18 protein-coding genes are annotated in these 21,109 nt (G+C 67.2%); 6 read left to right on the top strand and 12 right to left on the bottom strand.

All coding sequences use genetic code 11. From position 1 onward, the window contains the following. The first annotated feature begins 23 nt into the window (after positions 1 to 23). The 6 genes from tal to G8760_RS22725 all read left to right on the top strand — a co-directional run bounded on the left by tal (position 24) and on the right by G8760_RS22725 (position 6,508). On the top strand, positions 24 to 1,142 hold the full coding sequence (tal, locus tag G8760_RS22700; protein ID WP_166355110.1) for a transaldolase: 1,119 nt from the start codon (positions 24 to 26) through the stop codon (positions 1,140 to 1,142). 121 nt (positions 1,143 to 1,263) lie between these two features. Next, complete coding sequence (locus G8760_RS22705; RefSeq protein ID WP_425502374.1) at positions 1,264 to 2,856, top strand: glucose-6-phosphate isomerase; 1,593 nt, start codon at positions 1,264 to 1,266, stop codon at positions 2,854 to 2,856. Beyond that, positions 2,853 to 4,382: a glucose-6-phosphate dehydrogenase gene (zwf, locus tag G8760_RS22710; RefSeq protein WP_166355112.1), complete on the top strand. Its 1,530-nt coding sequence runs from the start codon at positions 2,853 to 2,855 to the stop codon at positions 4,380 to 4,382. The genes G8760_RS22705 and zwf overlap by 4 nt, the downstream gene beginning before the upstream one ends. Further along, on the top strand, positions 4,379 to 5,329 hold the full coding sequence (opcA, locus tag G8760_RS22715; RefSeq protein WP_166355113.1) for a glucose-6-phosphate dehydrogenase assembly protein OpcA: 951 nt from the start codon (positions 4,379 to 4,381) through the stop codon (positions 5,327 to 5,329). Before zwf ends, opcA begins: the two co-directional genes overlap by 4 nt. Further along, positions 5,326 to 6,102: a 6-phosphogluconolactonase gene (gene pgl, locus G8760_RS22720; protein WP_166355114.1), complete on the top strand. Its 777-nt coding sequence runs from the start codon at positions 5,326 to 5,328 to the stop codon at positions 6,100 to 6,102. Before opcA ends, pgl begins: the two co-directional genes overlap by 4 nt. A 229-nt stretch (positions 6,103 to 6,331) precedes the next feature. Continuing rightward, positions 6,332 to 6,508 (top strand): hypothetical protein, encoded by a 177-nt coding sequence (locus G8760_RS22725; protein ID WP_166355115.1) that lies wholly within the window; start codon positions 6,332 to 6,334, stop codon positions 6,506 to 6,508. 10 nt (positions 6,509 to 6,518) lie between these two features. Here the strand turns inward: G8760_RS22725 and G8760_RS22730 are convergent, their stop codons facing one another. The 12 genes from G8760_RS22730 to G8760_RS22785 form a co-directional block, all read right to left on the bottom strand. Next, positions 6,519 to 7,976, bottom strand: a complete 1,458-nt coding sequence (locus tag G8760_RS22730; protein WP_166355116.1) for an AAA family ATPase — start codon at positions 7,974 to 7,976, stop codon at positions 6,519 to 6,521. A gap of 105 nt (positions 7,977 to 8,081) precedes the next feature. Then, positions 8,082 to 10,340: a phosphodiester glycosidase family protein gene (locus G8760_RS22735; RefSeq protein ID WP_166355117.1), complete on the bottom strand. Its 2,259-nt coding sequence runs from the start codon at positions 10,338 to 10,340 to the stop codon at positions 8,082 to 8,084. A gap of 24 nt (positions 10,341 to 10,364) precedes the next feature. Then, on the bottom strand, positions 10,365 to 11,174 hold the full coding sequence (locus G8760_RS22740; protein WP_207782621.1) for a phosphatase: 810 nt from the start codon (positions 11,172 to 11,174) through the stop codon (positions 10,365 to 10,367). 9 nt (positions 11,175 to 11,183) lie between these two features. Then, on the bottom strand, positions 11,184 to 12,314 hold the full coding sequence (locus G8760_RS22745; protein ID WP_166355119.1) for an ABC transporter ATP-binding protein: 1,131 nt from the start codon (positions 12,312 to 12,314) through the stop codon (positions 11,184 to 11,186). Between the two features lie 65 nt (positions 12,315 to 12,379). After that, positions 12,380 to 14,077 carry an ABC transporter permease gene (locus G8760_RS22750; RefSeq protein ID WP_166355120.1) on the bottom strand — a complete coding sequence of 566 codons (1,698 nt, stop codon included), beginning with the start codon at positions 14,075 to 14,077 and terminating at the stop codon, positions 12,380 to 12,382. Between the two features lie 5 nt (positions 14,078 to 14,082). After that, entirely contained in the window at positions 14,083 to 15,123 is a 1,041-nt protein-coding gene (locus G8760_RS22755; protein ID WP_166355121.1) for an ABC transporter substrate-binding protein, read from the bottom strand. A 194-nt stretch (positions 15,124 to 15,317) separates the two neighbouring features. After that, positions 15,318 to 16,100: a GntR family transcriptional regulator gene (locus G8760_RS22760; protein ID WP_166355122.1), complete on the bottom strand. Its 783-nt coding sequence runs from the start codon at positions 16,098 to 16,100 to the stop codon at positions 15,318 to 15,320. 113 nt (positions 16,101 to 16,213) lie between these two features. Further along, complete coding sequence (locus tag G8760_RS22765; protein ID WP_166355123.1) at positions 16,214 to 17,260, bottom strand: endonuclease/exonuclease/phosphatase family protein; 1,047 nt, start codon at positions 17,258 to 17,260, stop codon at positions 16,214 to 16,216. Between the two features lie 136 nt (positions 17,261 to 17,396). Next, entirely contained in the window at positions 17,397 to 18,344 is a 948-nt protein-coding gene (locus tag G8760_RS22770; RefSeq protein WP_166355124.1) for an endonuclease/exonuclease/phosphatase family protein, read from the bottom strand. A gap of 77 nt (positions 18,345 to 18,421) precedes the next feature. Next, positions 18,422 to 19,228 (bottom strand): HAD family hydrolase, encoded by an 807-nt coding sequence (locus tag G8760_RS22775; RefSeq protein ID WP_166355125.1) that lies wholly within the window; start codon positions 19,226 to 19,228, stop codon positions 18,422 to 18,424. Next, positions 19,225 to 20,130, bottom strand: a complete 906-nt coding sequence (locus tag G8760_RS22780) for a carbohydrate ABC transporter permease (RefSeq protein WP_207782622.1) — start codon at positions 20,128 to 20,130, stop codon at positions 19,225 to 19,227. Before G8760_RS22780 ends, G8760_RS22775 begins: the two co-directional genes overlap by 4 nt. A gap of 8 nt (positions 20,131 to 20,138) precedes the next feature. After that, a complete protein-coding gene (locus G8760_RS22785) occupies positions 20,139 to 21,101 on the bottom strand; it encodes a carbohydrate ABC transporter permease (protein ID WP_166355126.1) in 963 nt (320 codons plus the stop codon). Positions 21,102 to 21,109: the final 8 nt, after the last annotated feature.

Consider the following 21,109-nt stretch of genomic DNA (forward strand, 5'->3'; position numbering starts at 1 on the left):
AACCAGCAACGGAGCTGACCACCATGACAGACACCACACCGGCCCCCCTGGCCCAGCTCTCCGCCGCCGGCGTCGCCGTTTGGCTGGACGATCTCTCGCGAGACCGGCTCACCACCGGCAACCTCCAGTGGCTGATCGACGAGCGCGACGTCGTCGGCGTGACCACCAATCCGTCCATCTTCCAGGCCGCCATCAGCAAGAGCAGCCTGTACGACGACGACCTCCGCGAGCAAGCCGCCGCCGGCGCCGATGCCGACGCCACCGTCCGGCAGCTGACCACCGACGACGTCCGCACCGCCGCCGACGTTCTGGCGCCCGTCGCCACCCGCACCGGCGGCCAGGATGGTCGGGTCTCCATCGAGGTGGATCCCCGGCTGGCTCACGACACCGAGGGCACCGTCGCGCAAGCCCGTGAGCTGTGGGACATCGTCGACCGACCCAACGTCTTCATCAAGATCCCGGCCACCGAGGCTGGCTTGCCGGCCATCACGGCCACGATCGCGGCCGGCATCAGCGTCAACGTGACCCTGATCTTCTCGATCGAGCGCTACCGCGCGGTGATGGACGCCTACCAGGCTGGCCTCGAACAGCGGCTGGCGGCGGGTGAGTCGCTGGATGGCATCGCGTCGGTGGCGTCGTTCTTCATCAGCCGGGTCGACTCGGAGATCGACAAACGACTGGCCGCGATCGGCTCCGACGATGCGCAGCAGCTGAAGGGAAAGGCCGCGGTGGCCAACGCCCGACTCGCGTATGCGGCCTACGAAGAGGTGGTGGCGGCCGATCGGTGGCGGCGCCTCGAGTCCGCCGGGGCAGCCCGGCAGCGTCCGCTGTGGGCGTCGACGTCGACGAAGGATCCGGAGTACCCAGACACCCTCTACGTGACGGAGCTGGTGGCGCCCGACACGGTCAACACCATGCCTGAGGCGACCCTCGAGGCGACCGCTGATCACGGTGTCATCACTGGCGACACGGTTCGTCCGCACTACGACGACGCCCGCAGTGTACTGGAAGCCATCCAAGCCGCCGGCGTCGACCTGGATGATGCCACCCAGGTCCTCGAAGCCGAAGGTGTCGAGAAGTTCATCGACAGTTGGAATGATTTGTTGCAGTCGGTCAACGGGAAGTTGGAGGCGGCGAAGTGACGAGCGAGCGGAGTGGTCGCGACGAGGGACGAGGAGCGCCCGCGGAGCGAGCGAGGACCGGAGCGCCGACCATCGGACTGGAGGCGGCGAAGTGACGAGCGAGCGGAGTGGTCGCGACGAAGTGACGAGCGAGCTCGCGGTGGTCACCCACGGTCTGGACATCGGTGGCATCGTCGATGAGTTGATCGACGCCAAGATCGCTTCGCGGATCGCGGCGAAAGATGCCACCTTGTGGGGCGCCGACGCCGAGGCGGAGGCGCCGATCCGGCTGGGCTGGACCGATCTGCATGAAACCTCGCGTCCGCTGCTCGCCGAGATCGAGGCGTTGCAGGCGGAGTTGCGCGCTGATGGGCTCGATCGGATCGTGTTGGCCGGCATGGGTGGGTCGTCGCTGGCCCCGGAGGTCATCACCGCCACGGCGGGGGTCGAGCTCACCATCCTCGATACCACCGACCCCGCGTCCGTGCGCCGGGCGCTGGACGACCGGATCGAGCGCACTGTCCTGGTGGTGTCCAGCAAGTCGGGGTCGACGGTCGAGACCGACAGCCAACGCCGGGTGTTCGAGGCCGCTTTCACCGCGGCCGGCATCGATGCCGCGTCGCGTATCGTCGCCGTCACCGATCCGGGTTCGGCGCTGGCCGAACACGCTAAGCAGGCCGGCTACCGGCGGCTGTTCTTGGCTGACTCCCTGGTCGGTGGCCGGTACTCCGCGTTGACCGCGTTCGGCCTGGTGCCGAGTGCACTTGCCGGGGCCGATGTCGCGGCGTTGCTGGACGAGGCGGCCGCCGCCGCGAACGCCTTACGCCAGGATGCTCTGGGCAATCCGGCGCTGGTGCTCGGCGCGGCGCTGGGCGGCGGGAAGGACGCGGGACGCGACAAGGTGGCTATCGCCGACGCCGGTTCGGGCATCGTGGGTTTCGCCGACTGGGCGGAGCAGCTGATCGCGGAGTCGACGGGCAAGCTGGGTACGGGTGTGTTGCCGGTCGCGGCCGTCGCGGGTGACCCGGAGATCGCGCAGGCCCCGGCCGACGTGCTGCCCGCGCTGGTGGGCTCCCCGTCGAGTACGCCGGAGCGCAGCGTCGTCGTCAGTGGACCGTTGGGTGCGCAGTTCTTGCTGTGGGAGTACGCCACGGCGATCGCCGGGCGGCTTCTCGGGATCAACCCGTTCGACCAGCCCGACGTCGAGAGCGCCAAGGTGGCGGCCCGTGGCTTGCTGGACGCTACGCCGCAACCGGAGCCGCCCGCTTTCACCGACGGCGGCGTCGAGGTCCGTGGATCCGCGGGTCTGCTTGATGGTGTCAGTTCGCTCGACGGAGCGGTCGAAGCGCTCCTGAGTCAACTGGCCGAGGGCGGGTACCTCGCGGTGATGGCCTATCTGGACCGCGAAGGAGCGGACGCCGGACTCGCGGAGGTGCGGGTGCCGTTGGCGCGCCGCACCGGGCGTCCGACGACGTTCGGCTGGGGGCCACGGTTTTTGCATTCCACCGGCCAGTATCACAAGGGTGGACCACCGCAGGGGGTGTTCTTGCAGGTCACCGGCGCCAGCGTCGATGACGTCGAGATCCCGGACCGGCCGTTTACGTTCGGTGAGTTGATCACGGCGCAGGCCGCTGGTGACGCACAAGTGCTGGCTGATCACGGCCGGCCGGTGCTGCGGCTCCACCTCACCGACCGGGCTGCCGGGGTCGCCAGGCTGCGCGAGGTTCTGGCGTGACCTGGACGGCCAACCCTTTACGCGACAAGCGCGACAAACGGCTGCCGCGGATCGCCGGGCCGTCCAGCCTGGTCATCTTCGGTGTCACTGGTGATCTGGCCCGCAAGAAGCTCATGCCCGCGGTGTATGACCTCGCCAACCGCGGTCTGCTGCCGCCGGGGTTTTCGCTGGTGGGTTTCGCCCGCCGCGACTGGGCGCAGCAGGATTTCGGCAAACAGGTTCACGACGCGGTGCGTGAGCACGCGCGAACTCCGTTCAGCGAGGCCACCTGGAAACAGCTGTCCGAGGGGTTCCGGTTCGTGTCGGGTGACTTCTCCGACGACGACGCCTTCGACCAGCTCGAACGGACCATCCGCGAGCTCGACGAGGCGCAGGGTACGGGTGGCAACCACGCCTTCTACCTGTCGATCCCGCCGTCGTTCTTCGACGTGGTGTGCAAACAGTTGGCCCGATCCGGGCTAGCCGAGCCGGAGACCGAGGATCAATGGCGCCGAGTGGTGATCGAGAAGCCGTTCGGGCATGACCTCACCAGCGCCCGGCAGCTGAACGCGGTGGTGGAGAGTATCTTCCCACCCGACTCGATCTTCCGGATCGACCACTACCTGGGCAAAGAGACCGTCCAGAACATCATGGCGTTGCGGTTCGCCAACCAGCTGTTCGAGCCGATCTGGAACGCCAACTACGTCGACCACGTGCAGATCACCATGGCCGAAGACGTCGGTATCGGCGGCCGGGCCGGTTACTACGACGGCATCGGCGCGGCCCGGGACGTCATCCAGAACCACCTGTTGCAGCTGCTAGCTCTGGTGGCGATGGAGGAGCCGGTCTCCTTCGACGCCGGAGACCTCCGGGCGGAGAAGGAGAAGGTGCTCTCCGCGGTCCGGTTGCCCGCCGATCTGGCCGCGCATACCGCCCGGGGTCAGTACGCGGCCGGCTGGGCCGGCGGTGAACATGTGCCCGGGTACCTCGAGGAAGACGGGATCACTCCGGACTCGACGACCGAAACCTTCGCCGCCATCCGGTTGGACATCGACACCCGGCGCTGGGCCGGTGTGCCGTTCTATCTACGCACCGGCAAACGCCTTGGCCGGCGGGTGACCGAGGTCGCCATCGTGTTCAAACGGGCGCCACACCTGCCGTTCGAGTCGACCGCCACCGAGGAACTCGGACAGAACGCCCTCGTCATCCGGGTACAGCCGGACGAAGGGGTGACGATCCGGTTCGGCTCGAAGGTTCCGGGTACCGCCATGGAGGTGCGCGACGTCACTATGGACTTCGGGTACGGCTACTCGTTCACCGAGGAGAGCCCGGAGGCCTACGAGCGGCTCATCCTGGACGTACTGCTGGGTGATCCGCCGCTGTTCCCTCGCCACGAAGAGGTCGAGTTGTCCTGGAAGATCCTCGACCCGATCGAGGAGTTCTGGGCGGCCAACGGCACCCCAGAGCCCTACCCTTCGGGTGGCTGGGGGCCGGCCTCGGCCGACGAGATGCTCGCCCGGGACGGTCGCAGCTGGAGGATGCCGTGATCATCGACCTTCCGTCCACCACCTCGCCCGACGTCGGCAAACGCCTCGTCGAGCTCCGCACGCAACACGGTGCGGTGACACTCGGCCGGGTGTTGACGCTGGTGCTCGTCATCGACGAGGAACATGCCGAGAGCGCTATCGCCTCGGCCAACCATGCCAGCCACGAGCACCCGTGCCGGATCGTCGCCGTTATCCGTGGCACCTCACGGGGATCCACCCGGCTCGACGCGCAGATCCGAGTGGGCGGCGACGCCGGCGCCAGTGAGGTGGTGGTGCTGCGTACCTTCGGGCCGCTGACCGCGCACCCGGTGTCGGTGGTGGTCCCGCTGCTGCTGCCCGATGCTCCCATCGTGGCGTGGTGGCCAGCCGAGGCGCCGCCCGTGCCCGCCGACGATCCGGTGGGGGCGCTGGCCCAGCGCCGGATCACCGACGCCACCGCCTGCAAACGGCCCAGCGCCGCACTGAAGGACCTCGTCGACGGGTACCGGCCGGGCGACACCGACCTCGCGTGGACGAGGCTCACCTTGTGGCGTGCGCTTCTGGCCGCGGCCCTCGACCAGCCACCATACGAGCAGGTCACCAGTGCAAGAGTGGTGGCCGGTTCGGAGAACCCGAGTGCCGAGCTGCTCGCCGGCTGGTTGTCCATGACCCTGCGCTGCCCGGTCACCCGCACCAAGGCCAGCGGAGTGGACGGGATGCTCAGCGTCCGCTTGGACCGCTCGTCGGGTGCCATCATGATCGAACGGCCGGATGACGACGTCGCCGTGCTGAGCACGCCGGGCCGGGCGGATCGCAAGGTCGCGCTGCCGCGGCGCACGGCCGGCGAATGCCTCGCCGAGGAGTTGCGCCGGCTCGATCCGGACGACGTCTACGGCGATGTCCTGTCCACCGGCCTGGAGCTCCAGCGGGAAACCGGCAAAACCACCCGGACCAAGGTGAAGCGATGAATTCTTCCGTAGTGATCCACCGCGACGCCGAGGTGCTCGCCGAAGCAGTGTCCGCCCGGCTGATCACCCGGCTTGCCGATGCGCAGGCTGCCCGCGGCCAGGCGTCGCTCGTCCTGACCGGTGGCCGGGTGGGTATCGCGACGCTGGCCGCGGTGCGCCGCTCCCCCGCCCACTCCGCCGTCGACTGGTCGGCGGTGGACGTGTGGTGGGGTGACGAGCGCTTCCTACCGGCGGGGGACCCGGAACGCAACGAAACCCAGGCGCGTACGGCCCTGCTGGATCATCTTCCCTTCGACCCGGCCCGGGTACATCCGATGCCGGCCGACGGCGGCGAGTTCACCGGCAACCCGGAGCTGGCGGCGGAGGCGTACGCCACCGAACTTCATGCGGCCACCGCCGATGGTGCGGACGCCGACGTACCCGAGTTCGACGTGCTGCTGCTGGGGGTCGGGCCGGACGGGCACGTCGCGTCGTTGTTCCCCGAGTTCCCGGCCCTGCACGACGACCGCGCAGTGGTGGGTGTCCACGGCGCCCCCAAACCGCCCCCCACCCGGATCAGCCTCACCCTGCCGACCATTCGGGCCGCCGCCGAGGTGTGGCTCGTCGTGGCCGGGGACGACAAAGCCGCGGCGGTCCAGATGGCGCTGGGCGAGGCCGGCTCGACCCAGATTCCGGCGGCCGGGGCACGCGGGCGACACCGCACCCTCTGGCTGCTGGACACTGCCGCGGCGGCCAAACTCCCGCCGGGGCTGAACCGCCGCGCCACCCCCTGACGAGCACCACCACACCCGCAACCCGCAACCCGCAACCCGCCCCCCGTTCCCCCGCAACCCGTTCCCCCGCAACCCGTTCCCCCGCAACCCGTTCCCCCGCAACCCGCCCCCCGTTCCCCCGTGATCGAAAACAGAATCCGGTTGCTATAGCGACCAGAAAGCGGCAACGATCACCGGGGTGGAGGGCAAGGAACACGGGGGTAGAGGAAAAGGCCCTACCATTAACGATGTGCGCGAGGTCAAGGCGAAGAAGAAGTGCTGCAAGAGCACCCCTCGGTGCAAGAAATGCCCCGTCGTCCTCAAGCGGCTCGCCAACGCCGGACTCGCCACCCACGAGCGCAAACGCAGGTACCTCGTCGCGGGGACGGTCCCGAAGAAGGCGCTGAAGAAGGCCCGCGCGTTCTGACCCATGGCTCTTAACCACGGTAGAGGTCCTCGAGCCCAACGAGAACGAGCCGCCCGTCATCGGGTAGGTCATCGTCAAAGCCGGCTCCGCTGTAGCACATGAACACGGCGTCGTCGGTTTCGAACCCCTTCGTCGCGAGGAGATCCCGCGCCCGACGCAGCCGGTCGAGGTGCCGACGCCCGATGACTTCACCCCACTTCGCCTCTCCGAGGGCAAGAATTCGTTTGCGCTCGCCCGAGCGAGCCGGTGCAACCGCCACGACGTCGACCTCGATCTGCCTCCGATTGGCTGGGTCGGCCACAGTGCCGGCGTGCACTCTGCCCGGCGCGCTTCCAATAACGCTCCGGCCTCGACGCAACGCGTATTCCCGGCAGAGCATCTCGAAGTGTGGTCCCAGCACCTTGGACTCAAAGCGCGGCTGAGCATCCTGCCACACTAGATGCGCCTCGCCCAGCTCCAGCAACCGCCACTGGGGCCGCATCACTGCTTGATAGAACGCGATCAGCGGTTCGGTGATGACGTACCGTCCGCGACCATCACGGAAGGCATCCGGCTCTCGAGCGATCAGGCGACTGTCTTCGAGAACCGTCAACGGATGAGCGATATCGGCTGCCTTGCGCCCAAGGTAATTGGCGATACCCCCTCGGGTCGCATTGCCATCAGCGATGGCGGCGAGCACCGAATGATACAGAGCGGGGTCGCGGATGTCGGTCTCCTCCGCAAGGAGGTATCTCGCCTCCCGAAACAACGGACGACGCGGGTTGAGCACAGTCCGCTGCACCCAGGAATCAAAGTCGACGGGGTCACGCGGAACGTCGTCGCGGACGAACTCACGCCGGTACGCCGGTGTCCCTCCGAGCACAGCGTGCACCTTGATGGCCAGCCGTGGGTCGGTGATGTTCCAGAACTGTGCGGCCAGCTCGTACTCAAAGGGCTGGATGACCAGTTCCAATCCAGCCCGTCCACGCAGCGGTGCGCCTCCCGCCAGCAGGCTGCCCATGACCGACATCGCCGATCCGCAGACCAAAACCCGCGCACGGCTGGTGTGTCCGGGCGATGTGCTGTGTTGGTCGATGGCACGTTGCAGCATGGAGGGCAACGCTGGACTTGCCTTCATCAAATATGGGAACTCGTCAATGACGATTGGCAGGCGTTGCTCGCGCGCTAGCGTGAATAGCGCCTCGAGCGCGTCGTCCCACGTCGAAAACGAGTACGGCGCGAGAGCTCCGGTATGTCGGGCCAATGCCGCGCCCAGCATTCGGAGGGACTCGACTTCGGTGGCCTCAACGGCCTCGAAGTAGAAGCCACCGAATTGCGCCGCCAAGGCGCTCAACAGATACGTCTTACCTTGTCGTCGGCGTCCGCTGACAATCCCCAGCGTTGCTCTGTCCTGAGAATCGTCGACAAAGTCGACGAGCGACGTCCAGTCCTCATCTCGGTCAAAAACGTGAGCAGGTTTGGATGTCATCTTGGCACTCCGTCGATGTGGAAGTGTACTTCTATGAAGTATAGTTCATAGAAGTACACTTCCACATCTTTCTCTCACGGGTAGCCGTCAGAGGTCGAGCGGCCGCTAAGGGTGGCTCGGCTCGCGTGGGACAACGGCGGAGAGTTCGTCGAGAACGACGGTGCCGTGGTAGCTGGCGGCAGGATCCAGCTCGTTGAAGAAGATCCGCCGAAGGCTCACCGGATAGCTGACCTCGGCCGGCACGGGGTAGGTCACCTGCTGCCAGCCGGGCTCGGTGAGGAAACCGGGTTCGACGGTGAACAACCGCCCGGTAGCATCTACCACCTCCAGCCGGGTCCGTTTCCCGCGGCCCTCGGAGTTCACCCAGATGGTGAACGCCACCGGGTGGCCAGCCACGGGCAGCAGGTTGTCCGCGGGCCAGATTCCGGCGCCGCGGATCAACGTGGTTTGGGTGAAGTCGAAGTCGAGTCGCAGACCGTTCCCGTTGTATCCGGCGTTGGTGGTCGAGATCGAGCCGCTGGCCCGAAGTGCCCAGAAGTCCCAGTTCGACGTGTTCTCGAAGGCGTCGACCACCACCTCCCGCATCCCGAGCCCCACCGGCACCTCGGTGCTCACCTCACCCGCGGTGACCGTGACAACTTCCTCGCCGTCGTCGATCAGCGCGGTGACGTGGAAGACGCCCTGATCGTCGACGCTGACGTCGAGTGCGTCCTCGTCGTACGCCACGGTCACGTCGCCGGGTTCGATCGGCGCCGCCCGATCGTCATCGTCGTACCCGGTCAGCTCGAAGGTGGTGGTCCGGCCGGGTTCGGTCAGCCCGATCCACGCGGGTGTGGTCTCCAGCCGGTCCAGTTCGCCCAGCACGGTCACGTCGACCGCTCCGGCGGCCCGGCCCCAGCGGGCGGTGATCGTCGTCTCCCCCGGCGAACGTGCGGTGAAGACACCATCGCGGCCCATGAGGCCGGTTCGCGGGTTGGCGCTTCGCCAGTGCAACCGCGCGGCCGCCGGCAGTTCAGCCGGGCCATACACCTCGTCGTGGGCGTCGGCGGCCAGCCGCCGGGTCAACCCGGGAAAGACCCGATTGGTGCGCAGCGGCGGCTCGAACGTCTCCCCCGCGGCCCGCTCTCGTTCCAGCACGGTGCGCACCCAGAACCCATCGACGGTGCCGCTGCCTTCGGGTACGAACAGCGCCAGTCCGGTCGGCACCGGCCGTTGGCCAGCGGCGTCGGACGGGCGGTTGACTAGGTGCGCGTCGGCCTGCCCCGGATCCCGCGCCACCAGGGTCGTCGACCCACCGCCGTCCAGGTTCAGCGCGCTGTGCGCCCCGAGTTCCACCATCACCTCGGCCAGCTCGTCCAGCCCGATGCCGTCGGAGTGTCCCGGCTGGCGTCCGTCGACGGTCACGAGCCACATGTGGGAGCCGTCCGCGCTGAACCCGACCGCGGTGCGTGGTTCGCGGGTGTTGTTCTCCGGCGGGAGCTTCTGTGCATCTCCGTCGACGACGAGCACCTGACGTCCACTCATCGCCGCCCTGACCCTCATGTCGTCGGGGGCACGTACCTGATAGTCGACGCCGACCTCGTCGCCCGGTTCGAGGGTGCGCAGCGCGGCGGCGCCGGCTTCCCGACCGACCAGCACGAACGTGTCTTCGGCGATAGCGCCGGCGCGTGGTGTGTCCACCACCTCGGCGACCACACCATCGGTGACCACGACCTCGACGTCGTCGTCGGTGTCCTCCGTCGGCCGGCACCGGCAATAGGTGCCCCACACGTCGGTGAACATGCCGATCTGGTCCTCCAGCAGCTCGGCCTTGTTCATCGCATCCAGCGGGAGCGTCGCCGCGCCCGGCAACACGACACTGCCGTCGAACACGATCTCACCGATGGCGCCGACGCCGTCCTCGCTGACCATCACCGCGTTCTGGGTTGTCCGCGCTCGGGTGTTCGGCAGCGGCGACTGGACCAGTTCGCCGTCCTGAATGCCGACGCCCCACGGCGCACCTGAACCGGCGATGTCGAAGTAGTCCGCGTTCACCGCCGCGACGGCACCAGCCTCCTGGGCCATATCCAGCACCGGCCTGGTCGAGGCGACCTGTCCCGGAAAGAGCCGCCCGACCGCCACATCCCCGGTCAGGTCGACGGACAGCTCATGCGAGCGCCGCCAGCCGACCGCCCCGGTCGAGCCGTCCGGACCGTACCGGTCGACGGTGGTCAGCTCGATGCCGGGCCCGACGGGCCGGGTTTCGCGGAACGTCTCTACCGTGGTCTCTTCGTGTGCGTGCGCCGGGCTCAGCACCGCGAACACGAGGCCTCCGGCCAGCACCAGCGACGTAGCTCGCCAGCGGGTGGAACGACGATGGAACATGGCACGACCTCCTCATCTGAACGATCAACGTTGAGACTGGCCGGAAGCTTGCGCCAGCATGAATTCGGTCACCGGACTGAATTGCGCGGGTGTGAAGTTGTCCTCGATGCACAGCAGGTGGTGGTGCCGGCCACGGGCCCGCGCCAGCGGCAGGGCGACATCGTTCGCGTCGGCGATCGACAACGTGTCGATGCCGGCTTCGATCGCGGCTCCGGCCATTCCGTGATCGGCGATCACCAGATCGACCCGCTGATCTCTGGCCGCCAGCGCCGCCAGCATCACCTCCATGTAGTCGGGCCGGTGGGTGTGCAGGATGGCTTCGTTGTCGAAGGCGCAGGCGACTCCCGACACGAACCGGATGCCGGACTCCCCGGCCGCGTGGGTGTCGGTGGCGGTGTCCAGGCGGTGGTCGTCGAGTGGGCGCACCACCTGGTTGCCGGCCGCCCGCAACGCACCGGCCAGCTCGGCGTAATGCTCCAGCAGCCCGGTGGGATGGCCGGTCGCCAGCAACACCACCGCCCCGCCCGTCCGCAGCAGCGACGCCAGGGCCGAGGCATGTGCCTGAATGCCGACCATCGTGTGGCCGGGGTCGATGTAGCCGACGTCGGGGTCACCGCCGTCGATGCTGTCGCCGATGGCACCTTTGACCGCGGCGACCACCTCGTCGAGGGTCGCGGTGCGCCAGTCGCTCAGGCCGAAGGTGTAGTTGGGGTTGCCGTCCAGGGTCTTGTGGGCATAGGCCAGCGACTGCCGCCGGGTGGTGCGGACCTGCCCCGCGAGGCTACGTTCCACCAGGACGTCGAGCAGGGCCATGGCTGTCGAGTTGGTCGCCATCACGGGCGGTCAGTGGGCCGCGGCCGCGGCGAGTTCGGCTCGGGCCGCTGGTGGCCGCGCGGACGGACCGGCTCGCAGATAACCGCGGGCCGCGCCGCTGTCGAACAGCAGCCGCGCCGGCGTCCCGGCGGGCCACCCGCCCTGCCCCGAATGGACCATCACCACGTCGTCGCCGACGTCGACCAGGGTGCGGACCATGGGGCCGAGAAACTGTTCGTCGCGCACCACCCCGGACAACACCTGCACACCTGGGGCCGGCTCGGCGGCGTCGTCGGGTATCAGTCGGAAGTCTTCCGGACGTACCGACACGTCCACCGCGGCGCCAGCTGTCACCGCCGACGCGGTGGTACCTGGTGTGACCCGCAACGACACCCCAGCCACGGCCACGTCCCATCCGTCGTCACTGGCGCGCACCAGTTCGGCGGCCAGCCAGTTGGTGACACCGACGAAGTCGGCGACGTATCCGCTGGCCGGGGCCTGGTAGATGTCGCGTCCGCTCCCGAGCTGTTCCAGCGAACCGTCCTTCATCACCGCGATCCGGTCGCCCAGCGCCAACGCCTCCTCTTGATCGTGGGTGACGTAGACGATGGTGGTCCCGGTGTCGCGCTGGATCTCCCGCAGCTGCGTGCGCAACTGGATGCGGGTCTTCGCGTCCAGGTTGGACAACGGTTCGTCCATGAGCAGCACGGACGGGCGGATAGCCAGCGCCCGCGCGACGGCGACCCGTTGTTGCTGGCCACCGGACAGCTCTCCTGGACGGCGGGCACCGAGCCCGCCCAGACCCACGAGGTCGAGGACCTCCGGAATCCGGTGTGCCCGCTCGGCTTTTCCGGTCCGTTGGGCCTTCAAACCGAACTCGATGTTCTCCGCCACCGTGAGATGCGGGAAGATCGCGTAGTCCTGGAAGACCATCGCGGTCGGCCGGGCGTCCGGTCCGTAACCGGCGACGTCGACGCCGTCGATCCGGATCCGGCCGCGGTCCGGCTGGATGAAGCCGGCGATCATCCGCAGCGTCGTGCTCTTCCCGCACCCGCTGGGCCCGAGGAGGCACAGGAACTCACCCCGGTGTATCTCCAGGTTCAGGTCGTGGACGGCCTGTACGCCGTCGAACGACTTGTTCAGCGTGTCCAGTTCGATCATCGAGTCTCCGTAGGAAGGTCGTCCGTTGGTTCGGCACCGCCGCACGCGGGGTACGGGAACGGGTGTTATAGCTCGTACATACGCAGCTTCGATCCGAAGATCAGCTTGGCCAGTGCCAGCCCGGCGAAGCTGACCACCATCAACCCGGCCGCGACCCCGGTGGCGGCGCCCCATTGGCCGAACTCGGCCAGGTTGACGATGGTGGGTGCACCCAGCCCGATCCCCGGCGACGTCAGGAAGATCACCGCGCTGAGTGTGTTGATGGCATGCAGGAAGCCGAAGACGAACGACGTCGTGAACGCCCCACCCAGCAGCGGGAACATGATCCGGCCGATCACACGTGCCCGCGACGCGCCGAGGTCGGTGGCGGCTTCGTCGATGGACGGACTGATCTGGTTGATCGTCGTCACCGCCGTGCGGTAACCCACGGGTATCGCCCGCACCACCATGACCAGCACGAGAATCAGCGCGGTCCCCGTCAGCGCGATCGGCGGTTCGTTGAAGGTGACCAGCCAAGACACACCGATCATGGTGCCGGGGATCGCCGCGGGCAACACCGCCAGGCCGTCCATCACGCTGCGCCCGATCACCCGGGTCCGGTGAACGACGTACGCCGCGACCAGGGTGCTGATCGTCGTGATGACGGCCGCCACCGTGGCGAACAACGCGGAGTTGCGGATGTCGTCCGCGCGGAGCAGCGCCGTCTCCCAGTGGTTCAGGGTCAGGCTCCAGTCGGCACCCCAGGCCCGGGTGAAGGAGCCGAGCAGGATGCTGCCGTAGATCAGCACCATGAGCACGCTGATCCCACTGAGCACGGTCACCAGAGTGCGCCGCACCACCGCGGGAAGCGGCATAGGTGGCAGGCTGCCGGTCTTCCCCGAAACGGTCACCGTCGCCCGCCGACGCAAGACCCGGCGCTGGATCCAGAACAGGATGAGGGTGGGGACGAACAGCACCACACACAGCACGGCTGCCATACCGAAGTCCTGCCGGCCCACCGCCTGGACGTACGCCTCGACGGAGAGCACCCGATATCCGCCACCGATCAGCAGCGGATTCCCGAAGTCGGTGATCACGAACATCGCGACCAGCAGCAGCGCGTTCAGGATGGATGGGAACGCCAGCGGCAGGGTGACCCGCCGGAACGTCTGGAACCACGACCAGCCCAGGTCTCGGCTGGCCCACTCCAGCGTCGAGCCGATGTTCTTCAACGTCGGCAGGAGGGTGAGCGTCGCCAGTGGAAAGAACGCGAGCGACTGGACCAGCCACAACCCGCCGACCCCCAGGAGGCTGACATCCTGGCCGAACAGTTCGTGCGTGATCAGCCCACGCCGCCCGAAGAGCAGCAAGACCGCCAGCCCAACGACGAACGGCGGCGAGATCAGCGGCAGCAGCGCCATCACCCGCAACACTCCCCGGCCCGGCACATCCGGCCGGCTCAGGGCATACGCGAACAGGAACCCGATGACGGTCGCGCTGAGGGTCGACGCCACCCCGATGGTGGCGGTGTTGATACTCGCCTCGGTGAAGCGAGACTCGGTCAGCCGGCTCCAGTCCGCGCCGTTGGGGACGAACAACAGGTAGAGGGTGGGCACCAGCACCAGCAGGCCGAGCAGCCCGCCGACGTAGAGGGCGAGTGTGCCGACGGTGATCCGGTCGGTCAGCGTGCGCCGTCGACTCCGCCGCTGCCAGTGGGGCTCGACGGCGGCGGAGCGAGCGGCGGACCCGGGGGCGTCGCTGGAACGTTTGATCGTGTCCGGCATGGCCTTCAGATGCCGTACCGGTCGGCGTACTCGGCCGAGACGTCGTCGCGCATCTCGCCGGCTTTCACCGGGTCGTAGTCGACGAGGTCCAGGTCGGCCAGGTTCATCGCCCCGTCGGGCAGGTCGACGTCATCGCGGACCGGGTAGGACCGGACCAGGTCGACGATCATCTGCGACGCGTCGCGACCCTGGAGCCATTCCACGAACTGCTCTCCGCCCTCGGGATTGGGGGCGTCGTCGACGAGCGCGTTGCCGGCGATCACGAGCCCGGTAGGGCTTGGGTAGACCAATTCGATGGGGAATCCGGCGTCGCGCACGTTGAGCAGGTCATGTGCGAACGACACCCCGGCGAGGTATTCACCCGTGGCGACCAACTGCGAGGGCGCTCCCCCGCTGTCGGTGTACTGGCCCACGAGTTCGTCGAAGCCGTCGAGATAGGTCCAGGCGGCGGCGTCATCGCCGTCGTGGCGGAAGATCTGGGTGGCGACGAACGTGTAGCCGGTGCCGGACAACGTGGGGTTCGGCATCACCACCTCACCCTCCAGTTCGGGGAGGAGGAGGTCATCCCAGGTCTGCGGGATGGGAGCGCCGCCGGTCTCCTCTTCCCAGCGCTCGGCGTGGACCCCCATCATGATCAGGATCAGCTCGTTGGCGTGCCAGTATCCGTCCGGGTCGACGAACCGGTCGTCGATCTCCGCGGCGGTCTCGGACTCGTAGGAGCGGATCAGGTTCTCCTCGGCCAACGGTCCGGTGTCGCCACTGGCCAGGCCGATGACGTCGGCGGCCGGGTTGCCTGCTTCGGCCTTCAGGCGGGCCAGCAGTTCACCGGCGCTCTGCCGGAGGACCTTGACCTCGATCCCCGATTCACGCTCGAACGCCTCGGCTAGCCGCCGGGCCGGCTCCTCCGGCATCGGGGTGTACCAGGTGACCGACCCGCCGGAACCGCCGTCGCCGCCGCCGTCGGAACCACATGCCACGGCGCCAACCGCGGTGAGCACGGTTGCGCCGACGAGAGCCAGATGCCTACGAAACAGCTTGGTGCGCACGTTAGACCGCCTTCTGTGTATTCGACCGACATCGCGATCCGCCGCGGCTCGGCCGAATGAGAACGGCGCGCGGCGTCAACAAAAGGTTATCTTTTGTGCTTGAGTTGTCAATACCTCTTATAGACCTTTGCCATACCTCTGCTGCTCCTACTGTGTACCTCTTGACGGAGTGGGAGGCATCGGCGCGGCTCAGCTCACTCGAGCAGACTCGCCCGGGCCAACCCGTGGGGATGCCCGAGATCTTCGTGTGGCGTTGTGGTCAGATCCAGCTCGGCCGTGATCAAGTACCGGTCGCCCCGGAACAACGTCTGGGTGAACTCCACCGGAGCGCCGTCATCGGTGCGCGTGATGGTCCGGAACAAGAACGCCGGCGAGTACGGCGGAACGTGCAGCTCCGACGTCTCCTCCGGGCTGACCACGGTTGGCTCCACGGTCTGCGTTCCAGTGGCGACCTTGAGCCCGTACCGGTCCTCGAGCACCTGGTAAAGGCTCCGGGTCTCGAGATCCTCGACCGGGAGGCCCGGGACGAGAGCATCCGGCAGATGTGTCGTGGCGATCGCCATCGGCTCGCCGTCGGCCAGCCGCAACCGGCGGATGACGAGCACCTGGTCGGACGGCGCGATCTGCAACCGCCAACTGAGCCGAACCCCGGCGTCGGCCCGCTCGACACCCAGCACCTTAGTGGCCGGCGTCAGGCCGCGGCGCCGAATGCCGACCGAGAACGACGACGCGGTGGGCGACTGCACCACGGTGGGACGCGCGACATAGGTACCACTGCCTTGGCGGCGGGTCAGGTAGCCATCACGGACGAGGTCGTCGACCGCGCGGCGGACGGTCAGCCGGGAGACGCCGCAATCCTCGCCCAACGCCCGCTCCGGAGGGATCGGGTCGCCGACGTTCAGGTTCTCCAGCAGGCTCATGATCCGGTCCCGGACCATGTCGTGTTTGTGCCCCCGCGGGGACGCTGCGGAGTTCATTCCCCTCCCGCGCTCGGCCTGATCTTCCTCTGTTCAGCTCGACTCTACGTCATACTAGCCAAATTGGTATTGATGACCCGCCGTTATGAGCGGCGGGTCATCACCCTGGTTGATCAGTTCACGCTGACTTCCGCCCGGCCGCGCAACAGGTAGTGGTCGGAGTTCGGGCCGACGGGCAGCACCTCCGCCTCGACGTCGAGCACGTGGTCCGCGGAGACGAAGATGTAGTCGATCTTCTTCGGCCCCTCCGTCGGATGATCGAACGTCCGTACCCCCGATCGACACTCGCTCACCTGCTGCGCCACACACTCGTCGGTGAACCCGGCCGGGTTGAACATGTCGAGCTCGACGAACTCACCCACACCGTCGAGCGCATAGAAGGGGTTCATCTCCGGATCACCCGGCTCGGCGTTGAAATCCCCGCCCAGGATCACCAGCTGGTTATTGCCGTACAGGTATCGGTCCACCTCCGCCGCCCACGTACTCAGCTGTTCCCACCGGGCCCGCGCCGCAGATCCGGTCCGCCCGGATCGCGGGTGCGCGACACACACCCGGATGGTGCCCTGAGGAAACCCGGTGAGCCCGGCGTCGGCACACAGAGCCTTGGTCACCGTCGCGGTGCCGTAGTTGGTCTGGCTCAACATGATGTCCTCGCGGTTCGTCAGGCTGTTCTTGGCGAGGAGCACCTGGCCGAACCTGAGCTGGTTCTGGGCGGCCAGTTCGGAGGTGTTGCCACCCGGCGGCGTGCAGGAATCGACCCTCGGCCGGGCGGCGACCCATTTGTAGTCGTACCCCTGGGGTGCGAGCTCGTCTCTGATATGGGTGTACTGCAGGTAGCAGACCTCGGTCAGCATGACGATGTCAGCGTCGTAGTCGAGAACCTCGTCGATCAAATATCCGGTCCGATCGACGATCTCCCCCGGATTGTCGCAGTGCGCCGCCGCGCCGCACAGGTTGTAATTAACCACCTTGATGTCGCCCACCGCCGCCGCCTCGACACCCACGTCCGGGCTGGTCAGCACGTAGTCGATCCGTGGATCCGGCTCCGGCGGGTCGGCCGGATCATCGGACGTGGTGCTCGCGCCGGCGTAGGCCACCGCGGACGCCGCCATAACAGCGGCAACGGCTGGAGCTCCCAGCCGGAGCAGAAGTCGATTCATTGCCCTCTCCCTTCCTCAGGCTCCCCCACCGGTGATCGTTAGCGCTTTACTGCTCCACATATCCGGCATTTCGGATCGGGGAAGCCGCGGTCCGCGACCAGAAACCGCCAACGATCACCGGTGAGGGCGACGACGGCTAGCGGCGTACCGTCAGATCGGCGACGACGGGCAGGTGGTCCGAGGCGTCAAGGTCGAGCACCTCGGCCGCGGTGACCTCGATGTCCGGAGTAGCGAGGACGAAGTCGATGCGACGGTCCGGGTTGCCGGCTCGGAACGTGTAGCCGTCGCCCTCCCCCATCTCCCATGCGTCGTCGAACACGTCGAACAGCGGAAGGATCTCCGGGCGATACACCACGCTGTCCGGTTCGATGGCGGCGTTGAGGTCACCCATCAGCACGGCCTTCTGTGCATCAGCACCAACGATGTCCAGCATCTCGGCGACCTGCGTGGTGCGGATGTCGGTGCCCAGCTGGGTGGCGCCGGCCTGGAGATGGGTGCTGAACACCCGCACGTGGGCACCCTTGACGTTGACCGTCACGTCGGCGAACCCGTGGATCGGCTTCACCTCACCGGCGTCCGGACCGCGCCCCACTCGCCGGGTCAGATCGTGATTCTCAGCCGCGATGATCGGATACTCGCTGAGCACCGCCAGACCAAACGCCCGCTGCTGCGCACCAGGCGGCGCCGGAATGTTGTCGTCACCACCCGGATCCTCCGGATCATAGTCCGGCTCGAAACTATAGATCGGCGCGAAGAACAGGTGCATATCCAGCAACTCGGCCAACTCCGTGGCCTGATCCCGCAGATCACTACGGGTACTCCAATGCACATCCACCTCCTGCAACGCCACCACCTCAGCGCCACTCTCAGCAATACGATGCGCCACGCGATGCACACTCACATCACCGTCGAGGCCGCGAGCATGGCCGATGTTGTACGTCATCACCCGCAACGGGATGTCTTTCGGCCCGGCAGCAGTGGCTGCGTCATCGGACGTCGTGCTCGCGCCGGCGTAAGCCACCGCGGAAGCAGTGATCAATGTGGCGGCGGCGGGGACAACGAGCCTTCGCAAGATTCGATTCATCACACACTCCTGATCCTCTCCGGTGATCATTGGCTTTTGACTACCGGATCCGGTAGTCAAAAGCCAATGATCATGGCCTAGCTTGCGGTGGTGGCCTCCTTTCCGAGCTCGTCGAGGATCGCCGGGAGGTCGGCTATGTCGGCGATCACCGCGTCGGGTACGAGGGTCGCAGGCTGGCGGCCCGCAACCGGCATCCCGTGAGTGTCGGCCACCCGGGCCAGATAGGTGTCGAGTTCGCCGGCTCGCGCCGGGTCCAGATCGAGGGTCACCGCCGCGAATGGTGCATCCGGACGCATCAGCACACTCGTCACTCCGGCCTGGCGGGCGCCCTGGACGTCGTGGTCGATCCGGTCCCCCACGTGTACCGTCGTCGTGGCCTCGCCCAACGCGGCGACGAAGGCACGACGGTCGGGTTTAGCTCGGCCGATGTCGTCGGTGGTGACCACTCCGTCCACCTCATCCCACAGCCCCGTCGAACGCAGCACCGGCTCCTGATACACCCGGAAACCGTTGGTCAGGATCGACACCCGCCAACCGGCCTCCCGCAGGCCCCGAAGCACCGGCACCGTGTGCTCGTGGAGCAGGCGCACCTTGCCGGGCACGGCGTGCCGGCGGACCGTGGCCGCTACGTCCACGCTCCCCGCCGCCACCCCCACCTCGACGGCCAACGCGTCGGCGTGGGCCTGCCAGTTGTAGGCGGCCACCGGGTCGCCGCGATCGAGCGCCTCACGATGCCGCCGGAACAGCGCGGCCCGCAGGTCCACCGATGAGTCGCCGTTGCCGAGGTGTTCGGCGATCTCCGGGATCACCCAGGAGCTGAAAGCGTTGCGAACGAGCGTGTCGTCCAGGTCGAACGTGATGGCCAGGCTAGATCCGCCGGTCACCTGATTCCCTCCGTCAGTCCTTCCATGAACTGGCGCGCCAGGATCACGAAAGCGATGATCATCGGCACCGACGACAATGTCAGGCCAGCGAACAACAAGGCCCACTCGGTGCTGAATTCACCCACGATGGTGAGCATGCCGAGTGGAATGGTCCGCAGCTCGTCGCTGCGGATGAACACTAGGGGAAAGAAGAACTCGTTCCACATGCTGACGATGCTGACGATGGCGACGGTCGCCAACGCCGGACGCATCATCGGCATCGCCACCCGCCAGTACACCTGCCAGGCGTTGGCCCCGTCGACCATCGCCGCCTCTTCGACCTCACGGGGCAGCGTGATGAAGAACCCATAGAGGACGAAGATCGCGAACGACAACCGTTCGGCCACCAACACCAAGAGCAGCCCGTTGCGGGTATCGAGCAGGTCGAGCGACTGCATGAGCATGAACAGCGGCACCACGGCCAGCTTCAACGGCAAGGTCAAGCCGAGCAGGAAGACCATGAGGAGCGGCTTGTTCCAGCCGAAATCGAACCGGGCGAGGTAGTACGCCGCCATCGATGAGATCAGCAGCAACACGAGCAGACCGACACCGGTCACGTAGATGCTGTTCATGAAGTACGCCGGGAAGTTGCTGCGCTCCCAGATCTCCGCGTAGTTCCCCCACTGCGGCCGGGTCGGCAGGCCCAACGGGTTGGACAAGATGTCCAGGTCCGAGCGCAGTGAGTTAGCCAGCATCAGGAAGATCGGGTACATCTCGATGACCGCGAAGATCACGAGCACCGCGTATGCCAGGGCAGCCGGCAGCCGTGGTCGCCGCCCCTCGCGGCGGCCCCGGTCCCGCGCCATCGCCGCCGGATCGTCCGCGCTGCGCGCCTTCGTCGCCGATCTGGTTGCCGTTGCCATCATGCGCCTCACAGGTCGACCCGCTTACGAGTGAAGAAGAAGACCATGAGCCCGGAGACCACGGCCATGCCGACGATCAGCATCAACGCCAGGGCCGAACCGAGACCGATGGCCGCCGCGCCGCCCTCGCCACCGAACGCCAGGCGGTAGAACAGCAGCGCCAAGGTGTCGCTGGAGTAGAACGGGCTCCCGGTGACTCCTTGCATGGCATAGACCAGGTCGAACATCTCGAACGACGAGATGAACGTCAGCACCGTCAGAATCATCCAGGCCGGTCTGGTGAGCGGCACCATGAAGTGCCACAACACCCGGATACCCGACGCACCGTCGAGCCGGGCCGCCTCGAACACCTGCCGTGGGATCGCCTGCATGGCGGCCAGGAACACCAGGATGCTGAACCCGAGCCGGTACCAGCCCTCGACGAAGATCACCGTGTAGAGCGCCGTCGACGGCGAACCCAGCCAGTTCTGGGCCAGCCCGCCCAGGCCGACACCCTCGAGGAACTGGTTGAGCGCGCCGAGGTTCGGGCTGAAGATGATCTGCCACAGGAAGCCGATCACGATCAACGACAGCAGGCGGGGCAGGAAGTAGGCCGCCTTGAAGATCTCCCGGCCCCGGTGGAACTGGTAAAGAAGAGCGGCGATCACGAACCCGACGACACACTGCAGCACAAACGAGAAGACGAAGATCTGCAGGTTGTTGCCGAGTGCGTTGGCCACTCGCTCGTCGAGGGGTGCGGTGGTTAGCAGGGCCCGGAAGTTGCCAAGCCCGGCCCAGTCTCCCCGCTGCATCCCCTGGAACTCGAAGAAGCTGTTGAACAGCGTCAACGCCACGGGGTACAGGACGAACAGGCCGTACACCAACAGTGCTGGAATGACGAATAGGTGGACCGCGCGGCTTCGGCCGCGGCGGCCGGCACCAGCCCGGCGCGATGTGCGCCGGGCCGGCGTTCCGGAGCGCGTCAAGGTCATCTGTGCGA

This window comes from Phytoactinopolyspora limicola (assembly GCF_011320225.1).
In the GTDB taxonomy this organism is placed as follows: Bacteria; Actinomycetota; Actinomycetes; order Jiangellales; family Jiangellaceae; genus Phytoactinopolyspora; species Phytoactinopolyspora limicola.